The sequence below is a fragment of the Pseudomonas sp. FJ2-5-13 genome (assembly GCF_029201605.1).
Taxonomy (GTDB): Bacteria; Pseudomonadota; Gammaproteobacteria; order Pseudomonadales; family Pseudomonadaceae; genus Aquipseudomonas; species Aquipseudomonas lactis.
Genome location: NZ_CP104045.1, coordinates 3,918,545 through 3,939,158 on the forward strand (window position 1 = coordinate 3,918,545; position 20,614 = coordinate 3,939,158).

A 20,614-nucleotide genomic window follows, 5' to 3' on the forward strand; every position below is an offset into this window, starting at 1 on the left:
ACGTCACTTCCTTAACGTGGCGTTCAACCTTTGTTCGAGCGAGGTGAGGATATTTTGCGTCGTGGTATTCACCTCATCGTCATTAAGAGTGCGCGATGGATGCTGCCAGGTCAAGCCAACTGCGAGGCTTTTTCTATGCGGATCAATGCCTTTACCCTGATAGACGTCAAATAGCCTGAGGTCTGTCAGCCATTCCCCTGCATTTTCACGGATTACATCCAGAACTGCAGTGGCAGCGACTTCACGGTCGGCAATCAGGGCCAGGTCGCGACGCACTTCAGGGAAGCGCGACAACTCGCTGAATTTAGGCATCTTGCCCGACGCAACTTCAGCCAAGACTAGCTCAAACACGAAGACTGGACGGTCCAGACCCAAGGTTTTCGACAGTTCCGGGTGAATGGCGCCGACGAAGCCCACCAGCCGACCTTCACGCTCGATACGTGCAGTCTGGCCTGGGTGCAAGGCTGGGTGGCTGCCCGGTACAAACGTAAAGGCGTCCAGCGCACCGGCAAAGCCCAGCACCGCTTCCACGTCAGCCTTGACGTCGAAGAAGTCCACGACCTCACGGCCTTGCGCCCAGCCTTCCGGCAGACGGCTGCCGCAGACAACACCCGCCAGCATTGGCTCTTGCTTCAAGCCATCAAGTTGACCGACGAAACGCAGGCCGCTTTCGAACAGGCGCACGCGGTCTTGCTGGCGGTTCAGGTTGTGGGAAAGTGCCTTCACCAGGCCCGGCCACAACGAGGAACGCATGGCGGCCATGTCGTTGGAGATCGGGTTGGCCAGCAGCAACGGCTCTACGCCAGGGTTGAACAGTTCGAACTGTTTTGGATCAATGAAGCTATAGGTCACTGCTTCCTGGTAACCACGGGCAACCAGCAAACGACGCAGTTCAGGCAGGTGCGCACGCGCTTCGGCCTTGGGTTGCGGTGCCAGGCGTGCTTGCGGATAGCGAACCGGCAGGCGGTTGTAGCCGTACAGGCGCGCCAGCTCTTCGATCAGGTCGACTTCCAGGCTGATGTCGAAGCGATGGCTAGGTACTGCAACCTGCCACTGCCCTTCCCCGCCCGCAGAAATACCCAGGCCAAGCGCAGACAGCAGTTGCTCGATTTCAGCCGGCTCAATGACCAGGCCGAGCATCTGCTCAACGCTTTTGGCACGCAAGGTGATCGGCGCAATCGACGGCAGGTACTGTTCGCTGACGGTTTCGGTGATCGGGCCGGCTTCGCCACCGGTGATTTCCAGCAGCAGGCCGGTGGCGCGCTCCATGGCTTCACGGGCGAGTTTCCAATCCACACCACGCTCGTAGCGGTGCGACGCATCGGTGTGCAGACCGTAGGAACGGGCCTTGCCAGCGATCGCGATCTGGTCGAAGAACGCACTTTCAAGGAATACATCACGGGTGGTCGCGGATACACCGCTGTGCTCGCCACCCATCACGCCGGCAATCGCCAGGGCGCGTGCGTGGTCGGCGATCACGAGGGTATCGGCACGCAGGCTGACTTCCTGACCATCGAGCAGCACCAGCTTCTCACCCTCTTCGGCCATACGCACGCGGATGCCGCCGTTGATTTCGGCAAGATCGAACGCGTGCAACGGCTGGCCCAGTTCAAGCATCACGTAGTTGGTGATGTCGACGGCGGCGTCGATGCTGCGCACGTCGGCACGACGCAGGCGCTCGACCATCCACAGCGGGGTTGGCTTGGACAGGTCGACGTTACGGATCACACGCCCCAGGTAACGCGGGCAAGCGTTGGGCGCCAATACTTCAATCGAGCGTACTTCGTCGTGTACCGCCGGCACGGCAGCAACCACTGGACGGGTGACAGGCGCGTTGTACAGCGCACCCACTTCACGGGCCAGGCCAGCCAGGGACAGGCAGTCGCCGCGGTTGGGGGTCAGGTCGACCTCGATGCTGGCGTCTTCCAGTTCCAGGTAAGCACGAATGTCCTGACCCACTGGCGCGTCGGCCGGCAGCTCCATCAGGCCATCATTGCCCTCACCTACTTGCAGCTCGGCCTGGGAGCACAGCATTCCGTTGGATTCAACGCCACGCAGCTTGGCCTTCTTGATCTTGAAGTCGCCCGGCAACTGGGCGCCGATCATGGCGAACGGGATCTTCAGGCCCGGGCGCACGTTAGGCGCTCCGCACACGACCTGAAAGGTTTCCGAACCGTTGCTGACCTGGCACACACGCAATTTGTCGGCATCCGGGTGCTGCTCGGTGCTCAACACCTCGCCCACCACCACGCCACTGAAAACACCGGCGGCCGGCGTAACGCTATCGACCTCAAGACCGGCCATCGACAGACGAGCAACCAGCTCGTCGCGATCTACCTGCGGGCTTACCCAGCCACGCAACCATTGTTCACTGAATTTCATCCTGCTCTCCTAAAGATTCGTTACGACTAGCGAAATTGCGCGAGGAACCGCAAGTCGTTGTCGAAGAACAGACGCAAGTCGTTCACGCCGTAACGCAGCATGGCCAGACGCTCAACGCCCATGCCGAAGGCAAAGCCCGAGAACTCTTCCGGGTCGATCCCGGACATGCGCAGCACGTTGGGGTGAACCATGCCGCAGCCCATTACTTCCAGCCAGCCGGTCTGCTTGCACACACGGCAGCCTTTACCGCTGCACATCACGCATTCCATGTCGACTTCAGCGGATGGCTCGGTGAACGGGAAGAACGAAGGACGGAAACGTACCGCCAACTCTTTTTCGAAGAACACCCGCAGGAACTCTTCGATGGTGCCTTTGAGGTCGGCGAAATTGATATCGCGATCAACCAGCAGGCCTTCGACCTGGTGGAACATCGGCGAATGGGTGATATCCGAGTCGCTACGGTACACACGGCCTGGGCAGACAATGCGGATCGGCGGCTTGTTCGCTTCCATGGTGCGGACCTGTACCGGCGAGGTATGGGTGCGCAGCAGCATGTTGGCGTTGAAATAGAAGGTGTCGTGCATCGACCGGGCCGGGTGATGGCCTGGGATGTTGAGCGCCTCGAAGTTGTGGTAGTCGTCTTCGACCTCAGGGCCTTCGGCAATGCCGTAGCCGATGTGGGTGAAGAACTGTTCGATACGTTCCAGAGTCCGGGTGATCGGATGCAGACCGCCCGAGGCCTGGCCACGACCAGGCAAGGTCACGTCAATGGACTCGGCGGCGAGCTTGGCCGCAAGATCGGCCTCCTCAAGCGACGCCTTGCGCGCATTGAGAACCTCTGTGACACGCTCCTTGGCGACGTTGATCAGCGCACCGACTTGCGGACGCTCTTCAGCAGGCAGATTTCCCAGGGTCTTCATCACCTGAGTCAATTCACCTTTCTTGCCAAGGTAGTGAACCCGGATTTGCTCCAGGGCATTTACATCTTCAGCGCTTTGCACAGCCTCAAGGGCTTGGGCGACGAGCGCGTCCAGGTTTTCCATGTACAGACTCCAGATACAAAATAGGGGAAGAGCTTGAAGGCTCTTCCCCTATTTATGACGTTTACCACCTTGGGCCACAGGAGTAGCCCAGGGTGACTGTCGGGGGTACTTAAGCCAAGGAGGCTTTAGCTTTCTCGACAATCGCAGCAAACACCGCTTTTTCGTTCACGGCCAGTTCAGCCAGAACCTTACGGTCGATTTCGATGGACGCTTTTTTCAGGCCAGCGATGAAACGGCTGTAGGACAGACCGTTAACACGTGCACCAGCGTTGATACGAGCGATCCACAGAGCGCGGAACTGACGTTTTTTCTGACGACGGTCGCGGTAGGCGTATTGGCCTGCCTTGATTACCGCTTGCTTGGCAACACGGAATACGCGTGAACGCGCGCCGTAGTAGCCTTTAGCAAGTTTCAGAATTTTTTTGTGACGCTTACGGGCCATGACGCCACGCTTTACACGAGCCATGAGTTACTTCCTCTATTCTTGAACCAAAATTAACGAAGGCGCAGCATGCGCTCGACTTTTGCCACGTCAGACGGATGCAGCAAGCTGCTACCGCGCAGTTGACGCTTACGCTTGGTCGACATTTTGGTCAGGATGTGGCTCTTGAAAGCGTGCTTGTGCTTGATGCCGTTAGCAGTTTTCAGAAACCGCTTAGCAGCACCACTTTTAGTTTTCATCTTTGGCATGTTCGGTACTCCGCATTCAGTTGATAAACATAATCAGAAGGCCTGCCGTGCCCTGTTGATTACTTCTTCTTTTTCGGGGCGATGACCATAATAAGCTGGCGTCCTTCCATCTTAGGATGCTGTTCGACCGAACCGTACTCGAGCAGGTCAGCTTCAACCCGCTTGAGGAGTTCCATCCCCAGCTCCTGGTGGGCCATCTCACGGCCGCGGAATCGCAAGGATACCTTGGCCCTGTCCCCATCACTCAGGAAACGTACCAGGTTGCGCAGTTTTACCTGGTAATCCCCTTCCTCCGTCCCTGGACGAAACTTGATTTCTTTTACTTGAATCTGCTTCTGGTTCTTCTTCGCTGCGGCAACCTGCTTCTTCTTTTCGAAGATCGATTTGCCGTAGTCCATCACCCGACAAACAGGTGGGATTGCATCGGCGGAGATTTCCACCAGGTCCAGCTTGGACTCTTCTGCAATACGAAGCGCTTCATCAATCGAGACGATGCCAATCTGCTCGCCATCAGCGCCAATTAACCGAACCTCGCGTGCCGAGATATTCTCGTTGATCGGGGCTTTCGGTGCAGCTCGTTTATCTTGTCTCATTTCACGCTTAATAATAATTACTCCGAATCTGGGCGACCACGCCGGGAAACCGCTTGCGCGAGGAACTCAGCGAACTGGGCGACGGGCATCGAGCCCAGGTCAGCACCTTCACGAGTACGCACAGCGACAGTCTGCATCTCGACTTCCCGATCTCCGATAACCAAGAGATAGGGAACCTTGAGCAAGGTATGCTCGCGGATTTTAAAGCCGATCTTTTCATTTCTCAAGTCGGACTTGGCACGAAACCCGCTTTCGTTGAGAGTTTTTTCAACTTCAGCGGCAAAATCTGCCTGTTTATCAGTGATATTCATGATCACTGCCTGGGTCGGAGCCAGCCACGCAGGGAACGCGCCCTCGTAGTGCTCGATCAGGATACCGACGAACCGTTCGAACGAGCCGAGGATCGCCCGGTGCAGCATAACCGGGTGTTTACGGCTGTTGTCTTCGGAGACGTATTCGGCTCCCAGACGGATCGGCAGGTTAAAATCGAGCTGCAGGGTACCACACTGCCAGACACGGCCAAGGCAATCTTTGAGCGAAAACTCGATCTTCGGACCGTAGAAGGCGCCCTCACCCGGCTGCAGATCGTATGCAAGGCCCGCACTGTCGAGCGCTGCCGCCAGTGCCGCTTCGGCGCGATCCCACAGCTCGTCGGAACCGACGCGTTTTTCCGGACGAGTGGACAGCTTCATCTCGACTTCGGTAAAGCCGAAATCGCGATAAACGTCCATGGTCAGCTTGATGAACGCGGCGGACTCGGCCTGCATCTGCTCTTCGGTGCAGAAGATGTGGGCATCGTCCTGGGTGAAGCCACGCACGCGCATGATGCCGTGCAGCGCACCGGATGGCTCGTTACGGTGGCAGGCACCAAACTCGGCCAGGCGCATCGGCAACTCGCGGTAGCTCTTCAGGCCCTGGTTGAAGACCTGCACGTGGCACGGGCAGTTCATCGGCTTGATGGCGTAGTCGCGGTTTTCCGACTGGGTGGTGAACATGTTGTCGGCATAGTTGGCCCAGTGCCCGGATTTCTCCCACAGGCTGCGATCAACCACCTGTGGAGTCTTGATCTCCAGGTAGCCGTTTTCGCGCTGCACCTTGCGCATGTACTGCTCAAGCACTTGGTACAGGGTCCAGCCATTCGGGTGCCAGAACACCATGCCCGGCGCCTCTTCCTGAAGGTGGAACAGGTTCAGGCGCTTGCCGATCTTGCGATGGTCGCGTTTTTCGGCTTCTTCGATGCGCTGGATATAGGCGGCCAGCTGCTTCTTGTCAGCCCAGGCCGTGCCGTAGATCCGTTGCAGTTGTTCGTTCTTCGCATCACCGCGCCAGTAGGCACCGGACAGCTTGGTCAGCTTGAACGACTTGAGAAAGCGCGTGTTCGGCACGTGCGGGCCGCGGCACATGTCGACATATTCTTCGTGGTAGTACAGGCCCATGGCCTGCTCGTCCGGCATGTCTTCCACCAGGCGCAGCTTGTAGTCCTCGCCACGCGCGGTAAACACGTCGATCACTTCGGCACGCGGGGTGACTTTCTTGATGACGTCGTAATCTTTTTCGATCAGCGCGTGCATGCGCTGCTCGATGGCCGCCAAGTCGTCCGGAGTAAAAGGACGCTCATAGGCGATGTCGTAATAGAAGCCTTCTTCAATGACCGGGCCGATCACCATCTTGGCGGTTGGGTACAGTTGCTTGACCGCATGGCCAATCAAGTGCGCGCAAGAGTGGCGAATGATCTCCAGCCCCTCCTGATCCTTGGGCGTGATGATTTGCAGGCTGGCGTCGCTGGTGATCAGGTCGCTGGCGTCAACCAGCTTGCCGTCGACCTTGCCGGCCACGGTGGCCTTTGCCAGGCCTGCACCAATGGATGCGGCGACCTCGGCTACGGAAACCGGATGATCGAATGAACGTTGACTGCCGTCGGGAAGAGTAATAGTTGGCATGGCGCCTCCTCTCCTAGTGGTGACCCCTACCAAAGGTCACGTGGGTTGGGATGAGCCAGTACAAGATCCAACACCAGGCCGTTCAATGCTGAACGCCTGCCTTACAGCGGCAGGAGCCTTTCGGCCAACCGATAATCGAACCAGAGTGACTGGAGTGAACAAAAAGAACCTGGCAAGGCGGCAAATGGCGCGCCGGGAAATAGCCAGGCGAGGATGCTAGCACAGATGAACGGTCATCGCGTCGGCCAAGCGTTGGGGAAAGAGCAATTCGTGGCTTTATAGCTGCGAAAGTGAACTTGAGCTGTACGTGAGGCCTCAAAGCCACTGAGAATCGCCGTTCGTCCTCGACCCAAAGGAGCATCCCATGATGCGTTTTACCTCTACCCTCGCTGTCGCCGCTACCCTGAGCCTCCTTTCCCTCGGCGCGCAGGCTGCAGCCCCTTCCAACTGGCCAGCTGGCGCCCGTGACGCCTTCGTCAACGACTGCAGTGCCGCCGCCAGCCAGAACGTGGACGTCAAAACTGCCAAAGCCCACTGTGAATGTGGCGCTGACAAGATCAATGCCGAATTGAGCACTGCCGAGATCAAGGAATTGATGACCAACCAGAACGCCAGCCCGGAGCTTAAAAACAAAGCAGTCGCGGCTATTTCGTCCTGCAAAGTGGTGAAGAAAAAGTAAGATTGGCTGACGATTCGACGGTCATTTCGCTGGAAAAACAGCCTGAAAACTGCCATTTCGCACAAATTATGCAGGTTTTACGGCTTTTTTTAACAGCTGATATTTCGTCGCAAAGCCCCGTAAATCGGGGCTTTCAGCCTAAAGACGGATCAAACGCAAAGCGATTGATTAGCAAACAGTGCCTTGGGGGGGCTCCCAAGCCGAACATTTCGACTATGATAGCCCAGTGTGCCCAGTTGGCCTGAGCAGCACAGCACTACTGAAAATATATGTTTCTTGGAGATACACCATGTCTAATCGCCAAACCGGCACCGTTAAATGGTTCAACGATGAAAAAGGCTTCGGCTTCATCACTCCTCAAGGTGGCGGTGACGACCTGTTCGTACACTTCAAAGCTATCGAAAGCGACGGTTTCAAAAGCCTGAAAGAAGGCCAAACCGTTTCCTTCGTGGCTGAGAAAGGCCAAAAGGGTATGCAAGCTGCACAGGTTCGCCCAGAGTAATTCTGCGCTGAGCTAAAAAAACCCCGTCCATGTGACGGGGTTTTTTATGGGTGATGCAAAAGCCGCATCAGCCGCAGTTAACCCGGTTGATCACCAGGTTGTTGTCGGTGTTCAGGTTCAAGCGGTCGGAGCGATACTCCAGTGTGATCATGTCATTGGGCTTGAGAATGCGTGCATTCTGCGCGCCGGCACGCGTGCGGGCCTGTTCCAGCAATTGAGGCGAGGCTTTCTGGCCGATGGCGAACTCTGCAGCCTTCGACTCACAGCGGCTATGACCGGCATCGGTCGCGGTGGCAGCTTTGCCTGGCTCAGAGGCACCCGGGGTGCTGCAACCTGCCAACGCGAGCGCAGCCAACAAAGTACCGAATGATGCGAGCTTCCAAGGCATGAAGCCTCCTATGATAAAAAGTGGACAGAGATCGTGCGACAGCAGTCAAAGCGATTGGTTTCAAGACGTTAACCGCCTGTAGGCAAGTCTGCCTGAGTCCCGGCATGCAATCGCTCGGTGAATCGTGACTAGATATGAACGTATTCAGTAGATGTCGATGTAGTCAGACGAAGGCGTAGGCCAATTCTGCTTCAGCGCGTTGAAAATCTGCATAACCCAGACTTCATCGCTGGCTGCCACCTTGCCGACATAGCCGGAACCTCTGGCCCAGGTCTCCAGGCGAAACAGCAGGCCATCGATATCAGCACCCCCGACTACGCCGGAAGAAATGTAGGCGACGCCTTTTTTGGTCACCCGCAGTTGGGTATGTTCGTCGTCACTGGCGCTGCCAAGCAGTTGGCGCACGGCGTCCAGCGTCAGGTTGTCGGGCTTGCTCAAATCGATTTGCACGCGGTGTTTCCCGGCCATTTAACAGGCAGACAGTGTCGCACAGCCTCTGCGTCATGCCTAAGTAGCAGTGCCAAATGCCGTACAAAATGCTTAACTGCGCCCCTCTGGAACAGCGTTCCAGTGCACTGCCCCGCATTTTCAGCCCGTGAGATTTCCATGACCACCGTAACGCTTCAAGCCGACATCAAAGCCAAGTGGCCCCAAGGGCAAAGTTCCTACAGCCCCGGAAGCCCGGAAGAACTGGCGATCATTGGTATCGACCTGCTGGTCAAGGAACTGGGCACCCAGGCGGCGCAAGCGTTCATCGGCCAGATATTCGAGAAATACCCGGCCGATTACGGGGGCGCCCAAGAGCGCGAATAGAACCGGGCGACGAGCGCCGCCCGGTAAAACACCTTACTTCAGTCGTGCCAGGCGCTCGGTCAGCAGATCGAAGAAGCCCTGGGCGTCGCCATTCTCAACCCAGAACACATTCTTGGGCTGCTTGAGGCCGTCGTACCAATCGACGATGGTCTGGCCGAAGGTCGGGCCTTCGCGGCTGTCGACCACCACATTGGCCTCACGACCGCTGAACAGCGAAGGCTTGAGCAGGTACGCCACCACGGTAGCGTCGTGGACCGGGCCACCGGGAATGCCGTAGTGCTCCATATCGCCTTTGACGTACTCATTCAGAATACTGCTGACGACCTTGCTCGCGTTGTTGTTCAGGTCGGCAATTTTCTTCAGGCGGGCGTCGCTGGTGAGGACTTTATGGGTCACGTCCAACGGCAGGTAAGTCAATTTCACACCGCTTTTGAGCACGATCTCAGCCGCCACCGGATCGGCGAACAGGTTGAACTCAGCCACTGGGGTGATATTGCCGCCGTTGAAGTGGGCGCCGCCCATCACGACCACTTCCTTGATGCCTTGGGTGATTTCGGGCGCTTGAGTCAGTGCCAGTGCCAGGTTGGTCTGCGGGCCGAGCATGGCGATGGTGATGCTGTGCGGCTTGGCGCTGCTCAGGGTTTTGATCAGGTAGTCGACGGCATTGCCTTCGGCCAGGCCTTTTTTCGGCTCATGCACCGTGACGCCCGAGATGCCTTCCTTGCCATGGATATTCTCGGCGTAGATCGGTTTGCGCAGCAGCGGCGCTGGCGCACCGGCGTACACCGGGATGTCCTCGCGCCCTGCCCACTCACGCGCCAGGCGCGCGTTGCGCGAGGTCTTGTCCAGGCGCACATTGCCGGCCACGGTGGTCAGCGCACGAATGCTCAACTCCTGCGGCGAAGCCATGGCAAACAGCAAGGCCACCACATCGTCGGCACCCGGGTCGGTGTCGATGATCAGGTCGATTTTTTCCGCCGCTTGGGCGCTTGCAGCAGTGAGCGCGGACAAAAGCAGAACACTCCGGAACAGGTTTTTCAGGGTAGGTAGACCACGTTGCATAAAGCACTCCTTGTCATTGGGGGGGACGCTAGAACGTTACGCCGGACACCAGCGCGATATTGCAGTACGGCCGGCACTCGCCAGTGCGCACCACGGCGCGGGCATTGCGGCTCAATTGCTTGAATTGGTCATGGCTGAGCAGGCGTCTTTCGCCCAATGCAGCCTGCTCAGTGAGCGCATTTAGCGAAGTCAGCGCGGGCGGTTGCTTCAGCAGGATCTCTTCTGCCAGCACATGGCTTTCCACCTGCATTTCGCTAAGCACGATGCGCAAGGTGCTGATGAAGTCCGGGATGCCCTGGGTCAGTGCCAGGTCGATCAATTCGACGCCGGGAGGCACCGGCAAGCCGGCATCGCCGATGATCAGGATGTCGCCGTGGCCCAGGGACGCGATCACGCGCGACAGGGCGATATTCAGCAAAGGAGTCTTTTTCATGCGGGTACAAAACCTTGTACGTCGTGCAGCGTAGGAATGGAAGGCTGAGCGCCGGCGCGGGTCACTGACAACGCCGCCGCCACCTGGCCAAAACGGATCGCCTGGGCTTCGCTCTGGCCCGCGGCCAGCGCGGCGGCAAAGCCACCAACAAAGGTATCGCCAGCAGCGGTGGTATCCACCGCTTTGACCTTCGGCGCCACCAGGTGCTCAAAGCCCTTGCCGTCGGCAAACAGCGCGCCCTGGGCGCCCAGGGTGATGATGACCTTGCCAGCACCCGCCCTGATCAGCGCGGTCGCGGCGACCTTGGCGCTGTCGAGGGAGTCGACCGTCACGCCGCTTAGAGCGCTGGCCTCGCTTTCATTGGGGATCAGATAATCGATCGAGGCATACCAATCAGCGGGCAACGGTCCGCTTGCCGGGGCCGGATTGAGGATGACCGTCTTGCCCAGCTCGCGACCCCGCTTGAGCGCATACCCAACGGTCTCCATTGGCACCTCAAGCTGACAGATGATCACGTCGGCCGTCTGCAGCACAGCGTCGCACCTTCGCAGCGACGCAGGCGTCAACTCACCGTTGCTGCCGGCCACAATGACAATGGCGTTCTGGCTGCTGTCATCGACCACGATCAACGCCACACCGCTGGAGCCCTCCACCGTGCTGACTGCCTGGCAATCGATCCCTTCCACCAGCAGCGCATCGCGCAATTGGCTGCCGTAGGCGTCGGTACCGATGCACCCCACCATTGCGACACTAGCCCCCAGGCGTGCCGAGGCGACGGCCTGGTTGGCGCCCTTGCCACCGGGCACAGTGGAGAACGTCTGGCCGATCAGGGTTTCACCGGCACGCGGCAAGCGGCTGGCGCGGGTGACCAGGTCCATGTTCAAGCTGCCTATTACCACTACTTTTGCTGGCATACATCAGTACTCATCAATTCGGTTCAGCGGTATTGGGCGAACACATCAGCCAATGGCGCGGTCGACTCACGCAAAACAATACTGGGCGTCACGATACGTTGATCGATCGGCAGTTGGGGTGTTGCTATTCGTTGCAGTAATAATTCGGCGGCCGTCTCCCCCAATTGCAGGATCGACTGGCCGACCGTTGTCAGCGCCGGGTAGACGTAGCGCCCCATCTGAATGTCATCGAAACCGATGACCGACAGCTCGCCCGGCACCCGCACATTGCGCTCGGCGGCGGCGCGCAGCACGCCAAACCCGATCATATCGTTGCTGGCGAAAATCGCGCTGGGCGGGTGTTGCGATAATAACTGTACGGCTGCGGCATACCCGCCCGTGCTGGTGAAATCGCTTTCCAGTGTACGACTGGCCAACACCTCGATGCCCGCCTCGCGCAATGCACGCTGGTAACCCGCCAGGCGCATCTGCGCCACGCGGGTATGCCCCGGGCCGCCGATACAGGCGATGTCGCGGTGGCCCAATTCCAACAAGTGCCGGGTCGCCAGGTAAGCGCCCTCCTCGTGATCGATGCGCACCAGGTCCACATCAATCCCATCCAGCGCCCGGTCGACAATCACCATGGGCGTGCGCACTGCACTCAAACCCGCGGCAAGGCCACTGTCATCGCCACCCACGGAGGTCACGATCAAGCCGTCGACGCGTTTTTCCAGCAACACGCGTAAGTAGCTGCGCTGTTTCTCTGCGTCGTCATCCGAGTTGCAAAGGATCACGCAATAGCCATTACGCTCGCAGTAATCCTCGATACCCCGGGCCAGTTCGGCAAAATACGGGTTGAGGCTGTTGGGCACCAGCAGGCCGATGGTCGCCGTGGTCTTGGCCTTGAGCGAGCGTGCGACGGCACTGGGCACGTAGTCCAACTGCTTGATCGCCGCCTCGACCTTGATGCGTACCGGCTCGCTCACCGGGCGCGTCTTGTTCACCACATGGGACACGGTGGTGTAGGAAATACCTGCAAGCGCTGCCACATCTTTGATCGTTGCCATGGTTCAGCCCCGCCGACTGGCGCGCTGGCTGCGGTAAGTGTCGAGGACCACGGCAATCACGATCACAGCACCGGTAATGATGCGTTTAGTCGGCTCCGTCGCGCCGATCTGCGCCAGCCCAGCCGCCAAGACCGAAATGATCAACACGCCGAAGAACGTGCTGATGACCGAACCACGCCCGCCCATCAGGCTGGTGCCACCGATCACCACGGCGGCGATCACTTGCAGCTCCAGGCCCGACCCTGCGTTCGGGTCCGCCGCTTCCAGGCGCGAAATCTGAAACAGCGCCGCCACACCGGCCAACAGGCCCATCAGGCTGAACACCAGGATCTTGTAAGGCTTGGGATTGATGCCCGCCAGGCGCACCGCTTCTTCGTTGGTGCCGATGCCGATCAGGTAACGGCCGAAGACCGTACGGGTCAGTACCAATTGGGCCGCGATGATCACCAGCAGCGCGATGATAAACGACGGGGAAATACCAAAGGCAATCGGGTTGGACAGCCAGGCAAACGAGTCACCGATATAAGCGGTGCGCGAGCCCGTCATCTGGTAGGCCACGCCGCGGGCCATCTCCAGCACGCCGAGGGATACGATAAATGACGGAATGCGCCAGGCCACCGTGATGGAACCGGTGATAGTGCCGGCCAACGCCGCGCAACCCATGCCCAGCAGAGCAGCGGGCAACACGCTCCAGCCCCAGCCCAGGATCGCCACGCTGACTGCCGAGGCCGCCAATGCCAGTACCGAGCCCACGGACAGGTCGATGCCGCCAATGATCAGGATGAAGGTCATGCCCACCGCCAGCACCATCAGGTCCGGGATCTGGTTGGCCAGGGTGCTGAAGGTGTCATAGGACAGGAAGTGATCGCTGAGCACCGAGAACAGCGCAATCATCGCCAGCAACGCACCCGCCAGCCCCAGGTAGGTACCCAGGCCATAGAAGTTGCCGCCAGTTTTACCAGGGGAAATGTTTGTTTTCATGGGGTATTCCTAGGCGCTGCTTCGTTGAGCAGCGCATCACGTTTCTGATAGCCGGCAAAGGCGGCGGCGAGCAATTCGTCCTGGGTCCAGCTGTCACGCTCAAAGGTCTCGATCAGGCGCCCGGCAGACAACACACCAATGCGGTCACAGATAAGCATCAGCTCACGCAGGTCACTGGACACCACCACCAGCGCTTTGCCCTGGCGGGTCAGTTCACCGAGCAAGGCATAGATGTCGAACTTGGCACCGACGTCGATGCCGCGGGTGGGCTCATCAAAGAGCATCACCGCGCAATCGCGCTCCAGCCAGCGGCCAATCACCACCTTTTGCTGGTTACCACCCGATAGCTCGGACACCAGTTGCGTCGGGCTGGAACTGCGGATACGCATGGCATCGATCTGGCGCTTGGCCAGAGCAGTTTCGTTGCGGCTGTTGACGACGCCACCGCCGGAAATTTCCGGCATGTTGCCCAGGGCGATGTTGGCGCTGATGGATTGGGTCAGCAGCAGACCCTCACCCTTGCGGTCTTCGGTGATCAAGGCAATACCATGACCGACTGCGTCAACCGGAGAGCGAATACTCACCACCTTGGCCGGCGAACCCAAGGCCACGGTGCCGCTGTCGGCCGGGTCGGCGCCGAAGATCAGGCGCAGCAATTCGGTGCGGCCGGCGCCGATCAGGCCGGAAATGCCATAGATTTCACCGGCGCGCACTTCAAAGGACACATCGCGAACCTTGTCCGAACGGGTCAGGCCCGTCACCGTCAAGGCCGGGCCACCGATGGTGCGCGGGCCCAGGTCGATGTGTTCGCCCAGTTCGCGACCGACCATCAAGGTCACCAACTGCTCACTGTTGTAATTGGCCATCGGCTCGACGCAGACCAGCTTGCCGTCGCGCAATACCGCAATGCGCTGGGCGACACGGGCCAGCTCTTCGAGCCGGTGCGAAATATAAATGATCGCCACGCCTCGGGCCTGCAGGCGGGTGATTTGTTCGAACAGCATCTCGACTTCACGGGCGGTGAGCATCGCCGTGGGCTCATCGAGGATCAGTACATGGCAGTCGCCGATCAGGTTACGGGCAATCTCGACCATCTGCTGGTGACCAATGCCCAGGCTGCCCACCAGCGTGTCCGGGTCGATCGCGTCCAGGCCGACTTGGGCCATGGCTTCGATCGCGGCCTTGCGCAGTTGTTTGCGGCTGATCCAGCCACAGCGGCTTGGCAGGTTATCCAGGAACAGGTTTTCAGCCACGGTCAGCGTCGGCAGCAGGTTGAGCTCCTGCATGACCATGCGCACGCCCAAGGCTTCGGCCTGGGTGCGGCTGGCGGGGGCGTAATCCTGACCATTGAATTGCATGTGCCCGGTGGTGGGCGTGACCAGGCCGCCGATGATCTTCGACAAGGTACTTTTGCCTGCGCCGTTTTCACCGGTCAGCGCCAGCACTTCCCCGCGATTGAGCGTCAGGGTGATGTCGGACAGAACCGGTTGGGCATAGGTCTTACCGATACCGCTGACCGAGAGGACAGCGTTCGGGGCGGAAGATGACATAGGAAAATCTCCAGGCGCCCGCTCAGGACGAGCGGGCGCTGTTGGGTACTGCCAGGATTACTGCTTGATGACGAGTTCGACCGGGGTTTCGATCACGCCATCTTTGGCATCGACTTTCTCACCCTTGACCAGCTTCAGCGCGTTCTGGATACCGAACACGGCTTGCTGGGCGGCGGCCTGGTCAGCGGTGGCCAACACGCGGCCGTCCTTGAGCATTGGCTTGATCGCGTCAATGTTGTCGTAACCCACCACCAACACCTTGCCGGCCTTGCCTGCCGCACGCACGGCGGAAACAGCGCCCAGAGCCATGTTGTCGTTACCGGCCAACAGCGCCTTGATATCTGGCGTTTCGCTCAGCATCGCTGCCGCGATCTTGTTGCCCTGGTCGATTTCCCAGTTACCGGATTGGGTGGAAACAATCTTCATGCCCGCCGCGTCCATCGCATCCTTGAAGCCTGCGGTGCGCTGCTGGGCATTGGTGGTAGTGGGTACGCCCTCGATGATGCCGACCTTGTCACCGGCGGCCAGTTGCTTGGCCAGGTAGTCGCCCACCAGTTTGGAGCCTTTGCGGTTATCCGGGCCTACGAACGGGATATCGAGGTTTTTGCTTTTGAGGACATCCGGGTCCAGGCGGTTGTCGATGTTGACGACTTTGATACCGGCATCGGAAGCTTTCTTCAGCACACTGGCGAGTGCCTTGGAGTCGGCGGGAGCGATGACAAGCGCATCGACCTTGGCGTTGATCATTTCGTTGACGATGGCGATCTGCGCGCTGGTATCGGTCTCGTTCTTGATGCCGTTGGAGATCAACTTGAATTCTGTAGGATGCGCTTTCTGGTAGTCCTTCGCACCGTCGGTCATGGTGACAAAAAACTCATTGGCAAGGGACTTCATCACCAAACCCACGGTAGGCGTTTTGGCAGCGTCATCGGCAAATGCAGAAGAGAGAGGCAAAGCGGCGGATGCGGCAGCAAGCACAGCAACAGCAAGAAGACGTCCAGCAAATGGCAGCTTCATGGGTTCACTCCGATCTTATGATTATTGTGAGCAACGCTTGCACCGAAGACCCCTTCGGCAGCCCTCCCACCTGGGCGGCTGATACGAGCTGTGACGATGTGCCAAGGGCGCAGTGAAACATCTCGCAAACGTTTGCGTTGAGCAAACTATGAGAACCTTGTCGAGATTTGTCAACGGTAGCAGCAAGCCTTTCATGGGCGCCCTCCAAGCTCACACTTTAGCTACTGACCGCTGATACGTTTAAGCAAATTCGCCCTGCCTGACCGTTCTCTGAAACGACAGACTGTGCGGCGAATGATCACACAGGGTGCCCGGACAAATCGTGAAGGCTTTCGGACAACCGAACACCACAGCCCTTCTCGTTCGGAAAGCCGGACAGCGCCGCACCCCATCAAACCGAAATATTACTTTAAGTTGTTTTAAATCAATAAGTTAATTTAAAAAAACCAACATGCTCAGCCTGGTACAAATCCTGCTCTTTCTCAGCACCTCGCGGCGTTCAGAACCGCCCGGGTGTTCTAGATGAACCTGCTACAGCACTCATCAAAAACCAGAGAGAAAAATAATGAAATCTGCATTGAAGAACGTTATTCCGGGCGCCCTGGCCCTTCTGCTGCTGTTCCCCGTTGCCGCCCAGGCAAAGGAAGTTGAAAGCAAGACCAAACTGTCCAACGTGGTCATCCTCGCCACCGGCGGTACCATCGCTGGCGCTGGCGCCAGTGCGGCCAACAGTGCCACTTACCAAGCGGCCAAAGTCGGCATCGAACAACTGATCGCCGGCGTTCCTGAGCTTAGCCAGATCGCCAACGTTCGCGGCGAACAAGTCATGCAAATTGCGTCGGAAAGCATCAACAACGAAAACCTGCTGCAACTGGGTCGCCGTGTCGCCGAACTGGCCGACAACAAGGACGTGGATGGCATCGTGATCACCCACGGCACCGATACTCTTGAAGAAACCGCCTACTTCCTGAACCTGGTAGAAAAAACCGACAAGCCTATCGTGGTGGTCGGCTCCATGCGCCCAGGCACCGCGATGTCGGCAGACGGCATGCTCAACCTGTACAACGCTGTTGCGGTCGCGGGTAGCAAGGAAGCCCGCGGCAAAGGCGTGCTGGTGACCATGAACGACGAGATCCAATCGGGTCGCGACGTCAGCAAGATGATCAACATCAAGACCGAAGCCTTCAAGAGCCCATGGGGCCCAATGGGCATGGTCGTTGAAGGCAAATCCTACTGGTTCCGCCTGCCGGCCAAGCGTCACACCATGGATTCTGAGTTCGACATCAAAACCATCAAAAGCCTGCCTGACGTTGAAATTGCCTACGGCTACGGCAACGTGAGCGACACCGCCTACAAAGCACTGGCCCAAGCGGGTGCCAAAGCGATCATTCACGCCGGTACCGGCAATGGCTCGGTATCGTCCAAGGTGGTTCCAGCGCTGGTGGAACTGCGTAAACAAGGCGTGCAGATCATTCGCTCTTCCCACGTCAACGCCGGTGGCATGGTTCTGCGTAACGCCGAACAGCCAGACGACAAATACGACTGGGTCGCCGCCCTTGACCTGAACCCGCAGAAAGCCCGCATCCTGGCGATGGTCGCCCTGACCAAGACCCAGGACAGCAAGGAACTGCAACGGATCTTCTGGGAATACTGATCCCTGCTGATTCACCCGTAGGAGCGAGCTTGCTCGCGAAAAACTTGATAGCGCCGCGTTAAGTCAAGCTTTACGCGTTATCGCTAACGTTCTTCGCGAGCAAGCTCGCTCCTACAATTGCTGCCCGCCCTTCTCAACAAACTTCCTGATTCGCTGTCAGACGAACTTCTTGAAATTTAAGCAGTTGCGAAATTGCCTACAGTTAAATACTGTATGTGCGTACAGCCAATTAAGGAACACCCTGTGGCAAAGCCCTCTTCCGCAGCATCTACCACGCCTGACGCCTACCAGCGCCTGGCCATCCGCGTGCAAAAAATCATCAATTCGACCAACGCGCAGAAAGCCAAGGCCGCGTTGATCTTCCGTTTACCCGATGAGCCGGAGAACGATTGGCAACGTTTACTGGAAGAGATTGCGGAAAACGACAACGTCACCCTCGCCTATCGAGATGACGGCGGCGTGCAGATTTTCTGGGTTGTGCCGAAGGAAGATTGATTCAATGAGTGCCCGTTTTATTGCTGTGTGCTGTCTGTTTTTTACCGTCACCGCCAACGCCCAGGCCCCTCGAACCTTCAGCGAAGCCAAGAAAATCGCCTGGAAGCTCTACGCGCCGCAATCCACTGAATTCTATTGCGGCTGCAAATACACCGGTAATCGGGTGAACCTGAAAGCCTGCGGTTACATACCGCGTAAAAACGCCAACCGCGCCGCGCGCATTGAGTGGGAACACATCGTGCCGGCCTGGCAAATCGGGCATCTGCGTCAATGCTGGCAAAATGGCGGGCGAAAAAACTGCACGCGCCATGATGAGGTGTTCAAGCGCGCCGAGGCCGACCTGCACAACCTGGTGCCGAGCATCGGTGAAGTGAACGGCGACCGTAACAACTTCAGCTTTGGCTGGCTGCCGGTGCAAAGCGGGCAGTACGGCTCATGCCTGACCCAGGTGGACTTCAAGGCGAAGAAGGTCATGCCGCGCCCGTCCATTCGCGGAATGATCGCGCGCACGTATTTTTATATGAGCAAGCAATACGGCCTGCGCCTGTCGAAGCAGGACCGGCAATTGTATGAGGCCTGGAACAAGACCTACCCGGTGCAAACCTGGGAACGCCAGCGCAACCAGACCGTGGCTTGCGTGATGGGGCGTGGTAATGAGTTCGTCGGCCCGGTCAACCTCAAGGCCTGCGGCTGAACGTGGGCGGGGGTGCCCGCCCAACTGGCGTGCTACTGCGCTGCCTTGTGTTCGATAATCTCCGACACGGTGTCGTTTTTCTTGGCCCGCGCCATTTTCTCGTTTAGCAGCGCCTGCTTGGCCTCGGCCTCGGCTTTGGTCGCGAACGGCCCCAACAGCACCTCATCCTTGCCGTCGACTTTCACGATATAGAAATTGAACCCGTGTTCCAGCAACCAGGCGGTCAGGTCGGTGATCGCCTGCAACTTGTGGTCCGGCGGGCCGACCCGGATATCCCATTCCTGGGCGGCAATCGCACCGGCTTGCGGCAGGCTTTCGGTCACGGCAGGCTTGGCCTTGGGGGTATCGACCGACTTACCTTCACCGCATCCGGCCAACGCCAACACCACAATTGCCATCGCTACTTTACGCACTGCCCTGCTCCTTTGAGGATCAAAGAGGCAACTTTACCATTCACTGTCTATTCTGGCCGTCATAAACGTTGGCTTAAACAATGCGAATCATGTATCGCGACCTGTATGATACCGCCATGGGAATTAATGTCGCCTCTACGCGTCCTAAAAGAGGCAGTCACAGGGAAGCGCTTCGCAGTAAGCTACACACATCCGACACCTGCCCTGTCTGAAACATGTGTCCTTAAAAGTAATTCAAGGAGAAGTCCATGCTTATACTCACCCGCAAAGTCGGTGAAAGCATAAACATCGGTGATGACATTACGATCACCATCCTGGGCGTTAGCGGCCAGCAAGTACGAATCGGCATCAACGCCCCTAAGGATGTTGCCGTGCATCGCGAAGAGATTTACCAACGTATCCAGGCCGGCCTGACTGCACCCGACAAAAACCAGACGCCTTGAAACGCCTCCAGTAGCCAGCCTTTTCGTTCACTGTAACGGCTGGCGAAAACCCAATTGGCCTGTTCGCGTACCCCCGCGTGACCAGCGCGCCTTGAACCTTCCCTTCGTTGCAAGATGAAACTGTCAGGGCATCCGGAACTTGTCGCGCTATTGGCAGCCCAATTTCTGACACTTTATCCTGCCATCCGAGTGCATTTCAGGAACACGTCGATGAGGCCAGCCGCGTCGCAACCCCTTGTTTCAAGATCCTGGATGATTGCCCTGCTGATAGGGCTGGTCTTCGTGGCACTCGGGTGTGGGTTGAGAATGGAAGTTGAAGGGGCCGATCCCGACACCCATTCCTGGGTGGATCTGGCGCTTCTGCTCTGTGGCTACCTGCTTGTGTTCTGCCTCAAGCCCATCCAGAAGGTGATCTTGCGCAAGTTGCGCCAGCGCGCCGCCCATCGCGCCCGCGGGAAAGCCGCACGCTGAGCGCTGCTGCCTGCTATCGGATAGCCGGTATTTACAGCGCCGCCGCACCACCTATCATTGGCCTTGCTCTGCGTAGCCAATCAAAGGTGCAAATGCAGATGGACACCCTCAACAAATCCCAAATCGAAAAAGCCTTGGCTGACCGCCTGCCCAGCTACAGAGTTGAGTGCACGCTGCATGCGGACGGCACCCTGTCCGCCGTGCTGACCGGCCCAGAGACCGATCACTTCGCGATTACCGGCATCGTGCGTGCGCACTATCACGGTACAGAAGCCATCAACCGGCTCGCCACCGAGATCCTCAGGGAAATGGTGTTGTCGCGTCAGGGTATGAAAAACAGCCGGCTGCAGGCGTTGTCCGATCCCATCGACAGCCTGGAAGGCCGAAACCGGTAACAGGCTCGGCCTTCCA

At 58.3% G+C, this 20,614-nt stretch carries 25 protein-coding genes; 9 read left to right on the forward strand and 16 right to left on the reverse strand.

Annotated elements, in window-relative coordinates:
- Window positions 1-3 precede the first annotated feature (3 nt).
- From pheT to thrS, 6 genes are all read right to left on the reverse strand, one after another.
- Window positions 4-2,382, reverse strand: a complete 2,379-nt coding sequence (pheT, locus tag N2A98_RS17195; RefSeq protein WP_003192485.1) for a phenylalanine--tRNA ligase subunit beta — start codon at window positions 2,380-2,382, stop codon at window positions 4-6.
- Window positions 2,383-2,408: 26 nt separating this feature from the next.
- Window positions 2,409-3,425 (reverse strand): phenylalanine--tRNA ligase subunit alpha, encoded by a 1,017-nt coding sequence (pheS, locus tag N2A98_RS17200; protein ID WP_003192486.1) that lies wholly within the window; start codon window positions 3,423-3,425, stop codon window positions 2,409-2,411.
- Window positions 3,426-3,534: 109 nt separating this feature from the next.
- A complete protein-coding gene (rplT, locus tag N2A98_RS17205) occupies window positions 3,535-3,891 on the reverse strand; it encodes a 50S ribosomal protein L20 (protein WP_003192488.1) in 357 nt (118 codons plus the stop codon).
- A gap of 29 nt (window positions 3,892-3,920) precedes the next feature.
- Window positions 3,921-4,115, reverse strand: coding sequence for a 50S ribosomal protein L35 (rpmI, locus tag N2A98_RS17210; RefSeq protein WP_002553160.1), 195 nt, complete (start codon window positions 4,113-4,115; stop codon window positions 3,921-3,923).
- A gap of 59 nt (window positions 4,116-4,174) precedes the next feature.
- The gene (gene infC / locus N2A98_RS17215) at window positions 4,175-4,726 is read right to left on the reverse strand and encodes a translation initiation factor IF-3 (RefSeq protein WP_015884933.1); all 552 of its coding nucleotides are present in this window, start codon (window positions 4,724-4,726) and stop codon (window positions 4,175-4,177) included.
- A complete protein-coding gene (gene thrS / locus N2A98_RS17220) occupies window positions 4,726-6,648 on the reverse strand; it encodes a threonine--tRNA ligase (RefSeq protein WP_003192490.1) in 1,923 nt (640 codons plus the stop codon). Before thrS ends, infC begins: the two co-directional genes overlap by 1 nt.
- Before the next feature lie 364 nt (window positions 6,649-7,012).
- Between thrS and N2A98_RS17225 the strand changes: the two genes are divergently transcribed.
- Entirely contained in the window at window positions 7,013-7,327 is a 315-nt protein-coding gene (locus N2A98_RS17225) for a hypothetical protein (protein WP_019820908.1), read from the forward strand.
- Window positions 7,328-7,616: 289 nt separating this feature from the next.
- Window positions 7,617-7,829 (forward strand): cold-shock protein, encoded by a 213-nt coding sequence (locus N2A98_RS17230; RefSeq protein ID WP_003179963.1) that lies wholly within the window; start codon window positions 7,617-7,619, stop codon window positions 7,827-7,829.
- A 67-nt stretch (window positions 7,830-7,896) separates the two neighbouring features.
- Here N2A98_RS17230 and N2A98_RS17235 read toward each other — a convergent pair whose 3' ends face one another.
- Both N2A98_RS17235 and N2A98_RS17240 read right to left on the reverse strand, forming a co-directional pair.
- The gene (locus N2A98_RS17235) at window positions 7,897-8,217 is read right to left on the reverse strand and encodes an I78 family peptidase inhibitor (RefSeq protein WP_003192494.1); all 321 of its coding nucleotides are present in this window, start codon (window positions 8,215-8,217) and stop codon (window positions 7,897-7,899) included.
- Window positions 8,218-8,361: 144 nt separating this feature from the next.
- A complete protein-coding gene (locus tag N2A98_RS17240) occupies window positions 8,362-8,667 on the reverse strand; it encodes a hypothetical protein (protein ID WP_078803517.1) in 306 nt (101 codons plus the stop codon).
- Window positions 8,668-8,823: 156 nt separating this feature from the next.
- Here N2A98_RS17240 and N2A98_RS17245 point away from each other — a divergent pair, with 156 nt between their 5' ends.
- On the forward strand, window positions 8,824-9,030 hold the full coding sequence (locus tag N2A98_RS17245; RefSeq protein WP_044275162.1) for a hypothetical protein: 207 nt from the start codon (window positions 8,824-8,826) through the stop codon (window positions 9,028-9,030).
- 33 nt (window positions 9,031-9,063) lie between these two features.
- Here the strand turns inward: N2A98_RS17245 and N2A98_RS17250 are convergent, their stop codons facing one another.
- From N2A98_RS17250 to N2A98_RS17280, 7 genes are read right to left on the reverse strand one after another with little or no spacing between them, the layout of a single operon-like run.
- Window positions 9,064-10,092: a nucleoside hydrolase gene (locus N2A98_RS17250; protein WP_044275163.1), complete on the reverse strand. Its 1,029-nt coding sequence runs from the start codon at window positions 10,090-10,092 to the stop codon at window positions 9,064-9,066.
- 28 nt (window positions 10,093-10,120) lie between these two features.
- Complete coding sequence (rbsD, locus tag N2A98_RS17255) at window positions 10,121-10,525, reverse strand: D-ribose pyranase (RefSeq protein WP_275622399.1); 405 nt, start codon at window positions 10,523-10,525, stop codon at window positions 10,121-10,123.
- The gene (gene rbsK / locus N2A98_RS17260) at window positions 10,522-11,439 is read right to left on the reverse strand and encodes a ribokinase (protein ID WP_275622400.1); all 918 of its coding nucleotides are present in this window, start codon (window positions 11,437-11,439) and stop codon (window positions 10,522-10,524) included. Before rbsK ends, rbsD begins: the two co-directional genes overlap by 4 nt.
- 23 nt (window positions 11,440-11,462) lie before the next feature.
- Window positions 11,463-12,485: a LacI family DNA-binding transcriptional regulator gene (locus tag N2A98_RS17265; RefSeq protein WP_003192500.1), complete on the reverse strand. Its 1,023-nt coding sequence runs from the start codon at window positions 12,483-12,485 to the stop codon at window positions 11,463-11,465.
- A gap of 3 nt (window positions 12,486-12,488) precedes the next feature.
- Window positions 12,489-13,466 carry an ABC transporter permease gene (locus N2A98_RS17270; RefSeq protein ID WP_044275169.1) on the reverse strand — a complete coding sequence of 326 codons (978 nt, stop codon included), beginning with the start codon at window positions 13,464-13,466 and terminating at the stop codon, window positions 12,489-12,491.
- Window positions 13,463-15,016 (reverse strand): sugar ABC transporter ATP-binding protein, encoded by a 1,554-nt coding sequence (locus tag N2A98_RS17275; protein WP_032896204.1) that lies wholly within the window; start codon window positions 15,014-15,016, stop codon window positions 13,463-13,465. Before N2A98_RS17275 ends, N2A98_RS17270 begins: the two co-directional genes overlap by 4 nt.
- 57 nt (window positions 15,017-15,073) lie before the next feature.
- Window positions 15,074-16,033 (reverse strand): sugar ABC transporter substrate-binding protein, encoded by a 960-nt coding sequence (locus N2A98_RS17280; protein ID WP_044275171.1) that lies wholly within the window; start codon window positions 16,031-16,033, stop codon window positions 15,074-15,076.
- A 565-nt stretch (window positions 16,034-16,598) separates the two neighbouring features.
- Here N2A98_RS17280 and N2A98_RS17285 point away from each other — a divergent pair.
- From N2A98_RS17285 to N2A98_RS17295, 3 genes are all read left to right on the forward strand, one after another.
- A complete protein-coding gene (locus N2A98_RS17285) occupies window positions 16,599-17,687 on the forward strand; it encodes an asparaginase (protein ID WP_032896200.1) in 1,089 nt (362 codons plus the stop codon).
- A 243-nt stretch (window positions 17,688-17,930) separates the two neighbouring features.
- Window positions 17,931-18,182, forward strand: coding sequence for a DUF1654 domain-containing protein (locus N2A98_RS17290; protein ID WP_044275172.1), 252 nt, complete (start codon window positions 17,931-17,933; stop codon window positions 18,180-18,182).
- A 4-nt stretch (window positions 18,183-18,186) separates the two neighbouring features.
- The gene (locus N2A98_RS17295) at window positions 18,187-18,876 is read left to right on the forward strand and encodes an endonuclease I family protein (RefSeq protein ID WP_003192508.1); all 690 of its coding nucleotides are present in this window, start codon (window positions 18,187-18,189) and stop codon (window positions 18,874-18,876) included.
- A 32-nt stretch (window positions 18,877-18,908) separates the two neighbouring features.
- Here N2A98_RS17295 and N2A98_RS17300 read toward each other — a convergent pair whose 3' ends face one another.
- On the reverse strand, window positions 18,909-19,274 hold the full coding sequence (locus N2A98_RS17300; protein ID WP_044275175.1) for a hypothetical protein: 366 nt from the start codon (window positions 19,272-19,274) through the stop codon (window positions 18,909-18,911).
- 263 nt (window positions 19,275-19,537) lie between these two features.
- Between N2A98_RS17300 and csrA the strand changes: the two genes are divergently transcribed.
- The 3 genes from csrA to N2A98_RS17315 all read left to right on the forward strand — a co-directional run bounded on the left by csrA (window position 19,538) and on the right by N2A98_RS17315 (window position 20,598).
- The gene (gene csrA, locus N2A98_RS17305; protein ID WP_003192511.1) at window positions 19,538-19,732 is read left to right on the forward strand and encodes a carbon storage regulator CsrA; all 195 of its coding nucleotides are present in this window, start codon (window positions 19,538-19,540) and stop codon (window positions 19,730-19,732) included.
- Window positions 19,733-19,942: 210 nt separating this feature from the next.
- Window positions 19,943-20,203 (forward strand): hypothetical protein, encoded by a 261-nt coding sequence (locus tag N2A98_RS17310; protein WP_044275177.1) that lies wholly within the window; start codon window positions 19,943-19,945, stop codon window positions 20,201-20,203.
- A 98-nt stretch (window positions 20,204-20,301) separates the two neighbouring features.
- The gene (locus tag N2A98_RS17315) at window positions 20,302-20,598 is read left to right on the forward strand and encodes a hypothetical protein (RefSeq protein ID WP_044275179.1); all 297 of its coding nucleotides are present in this window, start codon (window positions 20,302-20,304) and stop codon (window positions 20,596-20,598) included.
- Window positions 20,599-20,614: the final 16 nt, after the last annotated feature.

Coding starts and splice junctions, on each gene's coding strand:
- pheT (WP_003192485.1), bottom strand. CDS start 2,382: ATGAAATTCAGTGAACAATGGTTGCGTGGCTGGGTAAGCCCGCAGGTA.
- pheS (WP_003192486.1), bottom strand. CDS start 3,425: ATGGAAAACCTGGACGCGCTCGTCGCCCAAGCCCTTGAGGCTGTGCAA.
- rplT (WP_003192488.1), bottom strand. CDS start 3,891: ATGGCTCGTGTAAAGCGTGGCGTCATGGCCCGTAAGCGTCACAAAAAA.
- rpmI (WP_002553160.1), bottom strand. CDS start 4,115: ATGCCAAAGATGAAAACTAAAAGTGGTGCTGCTAAGCGGTTTCTGAAA.
- thrS (WP_003192490.1), bottom strand. CDS start 6,648: ATGCCAACTATTACTCTTCCCGACGGCAGTCAACGTTCATTCGATCAT.
- N2A98_RS17225 (WP_019820908.1), top strand. CDS start 7,013: ATGATGCGTTTTACCTCTACCCTCGCTGTCGCCGCTACCCTGAGCCTC.
- N2A98_RS17230 (WP_003179963.1), top strand. CDS start 7,617: ATGTCTAATCGCCAAACCGGCACCGTTAAATGGTTCAACGATGAAAAA.
- N2A98_RS17235 (WP_003192494.1), bottom strand. CDS start 8,217: ATGCCTTGGAAGCTCGCATCATTCGGTACTTTGTTGGCTGCGCTCGCG.
- N2A98_RS17245 (WP_044275162.1), top strand. CDS start 8,824: ATGACCACCGTAACGCTTCAAGCCGACATCAAAGCCAAGTGGCCCCAA.
- N2A98_RS17250 (WP_044275163.1), bottom strand. CDS start 10,092: ATGCAACGTGGTCTACCTACCCTGAAAAACCTGTTCCGGAGTGTTCTG.
- rbsD (WP_275622399.1), bottom strand. CDS start 10,525: ATGAAAAAGACTCCTTTGCTGAATATCGCCCTGTCGCGCGTGATCGCG.
- rbsK (WP_275622400.1), bottom strand. CDS start 11,439: ATGCCAGCAAAAGTAGTGGTAATAGGCAGCTTGAACATGGACCTGGTC.
- N2A98_RS17265 (WP_003192500.1), bottom strand. CDS start 12,485: ATGGCAACGATCAAAGATGTGGCAGCGCTTGCAGGTATTTCCTACACC.
- N2A98_RS17270 (WP_044275169.1), bottom strand. CDS start 13,466: ATGAAAACAAACATTTCCCCTGGTAAAACTGGCGGCAACTTCTATGGC.
- N2A98_RS17275 (WP_032896204.1), bottom strand. CDS start 15,016: ATGTCATCTTCCGCCCCGAACGCTGTCCTCTCGGTCAGCGGTATCGGT.
- N2A98_RS17280 (WP_044275171.1), bottom strand. CDS start 16,033: ATGAAGCTGCCATTTGCTGGACGTCTTCTTGCTGTTGCTGTGCTTGCT.
- N2A98_RS17285 (WP_032896200.1), top strand. CDS start 16,599: ATGAAATCTGCATTGAAGAACGTTATTCCGGGCGCCCTGGCCCTTCTG.
- N2A98_RS17295 (WP_003192508.1), top strand. CDS start 18,187: ATGAGTGCCCGTTTTATTGCTGTGTGCTGTCTGTTTTTTACCGTCACC.
- N2A98_RS17300 (WP_044275175.1), bottom strand. CDS start 19,274: ATGGCAATTGTGGTGTTGGCGTTGGCCGGATGCGGTGAAGGTAAGTCG.
- csrA (WP_003192511.1), top strand. CDS start 19,538: ATGCTTATACTCACCCGCAAAGTCGGTGAAAGCATAAACATCGGTGAT.
- N2A98_RS17310 (WP_044275177.1), top strand. CDS start 19,943: ATGAGGCCAGCCGCGTCGCAACCCCTTGTTTCAAGATCCTGGATGATT.
- N2A98_RS17315 (WP_044275179.1), top strand. CDS start 20,302: ATGGACACCCTCAACAAATCCCAAATCGAAAAAGCCTTGGCTGACCGC.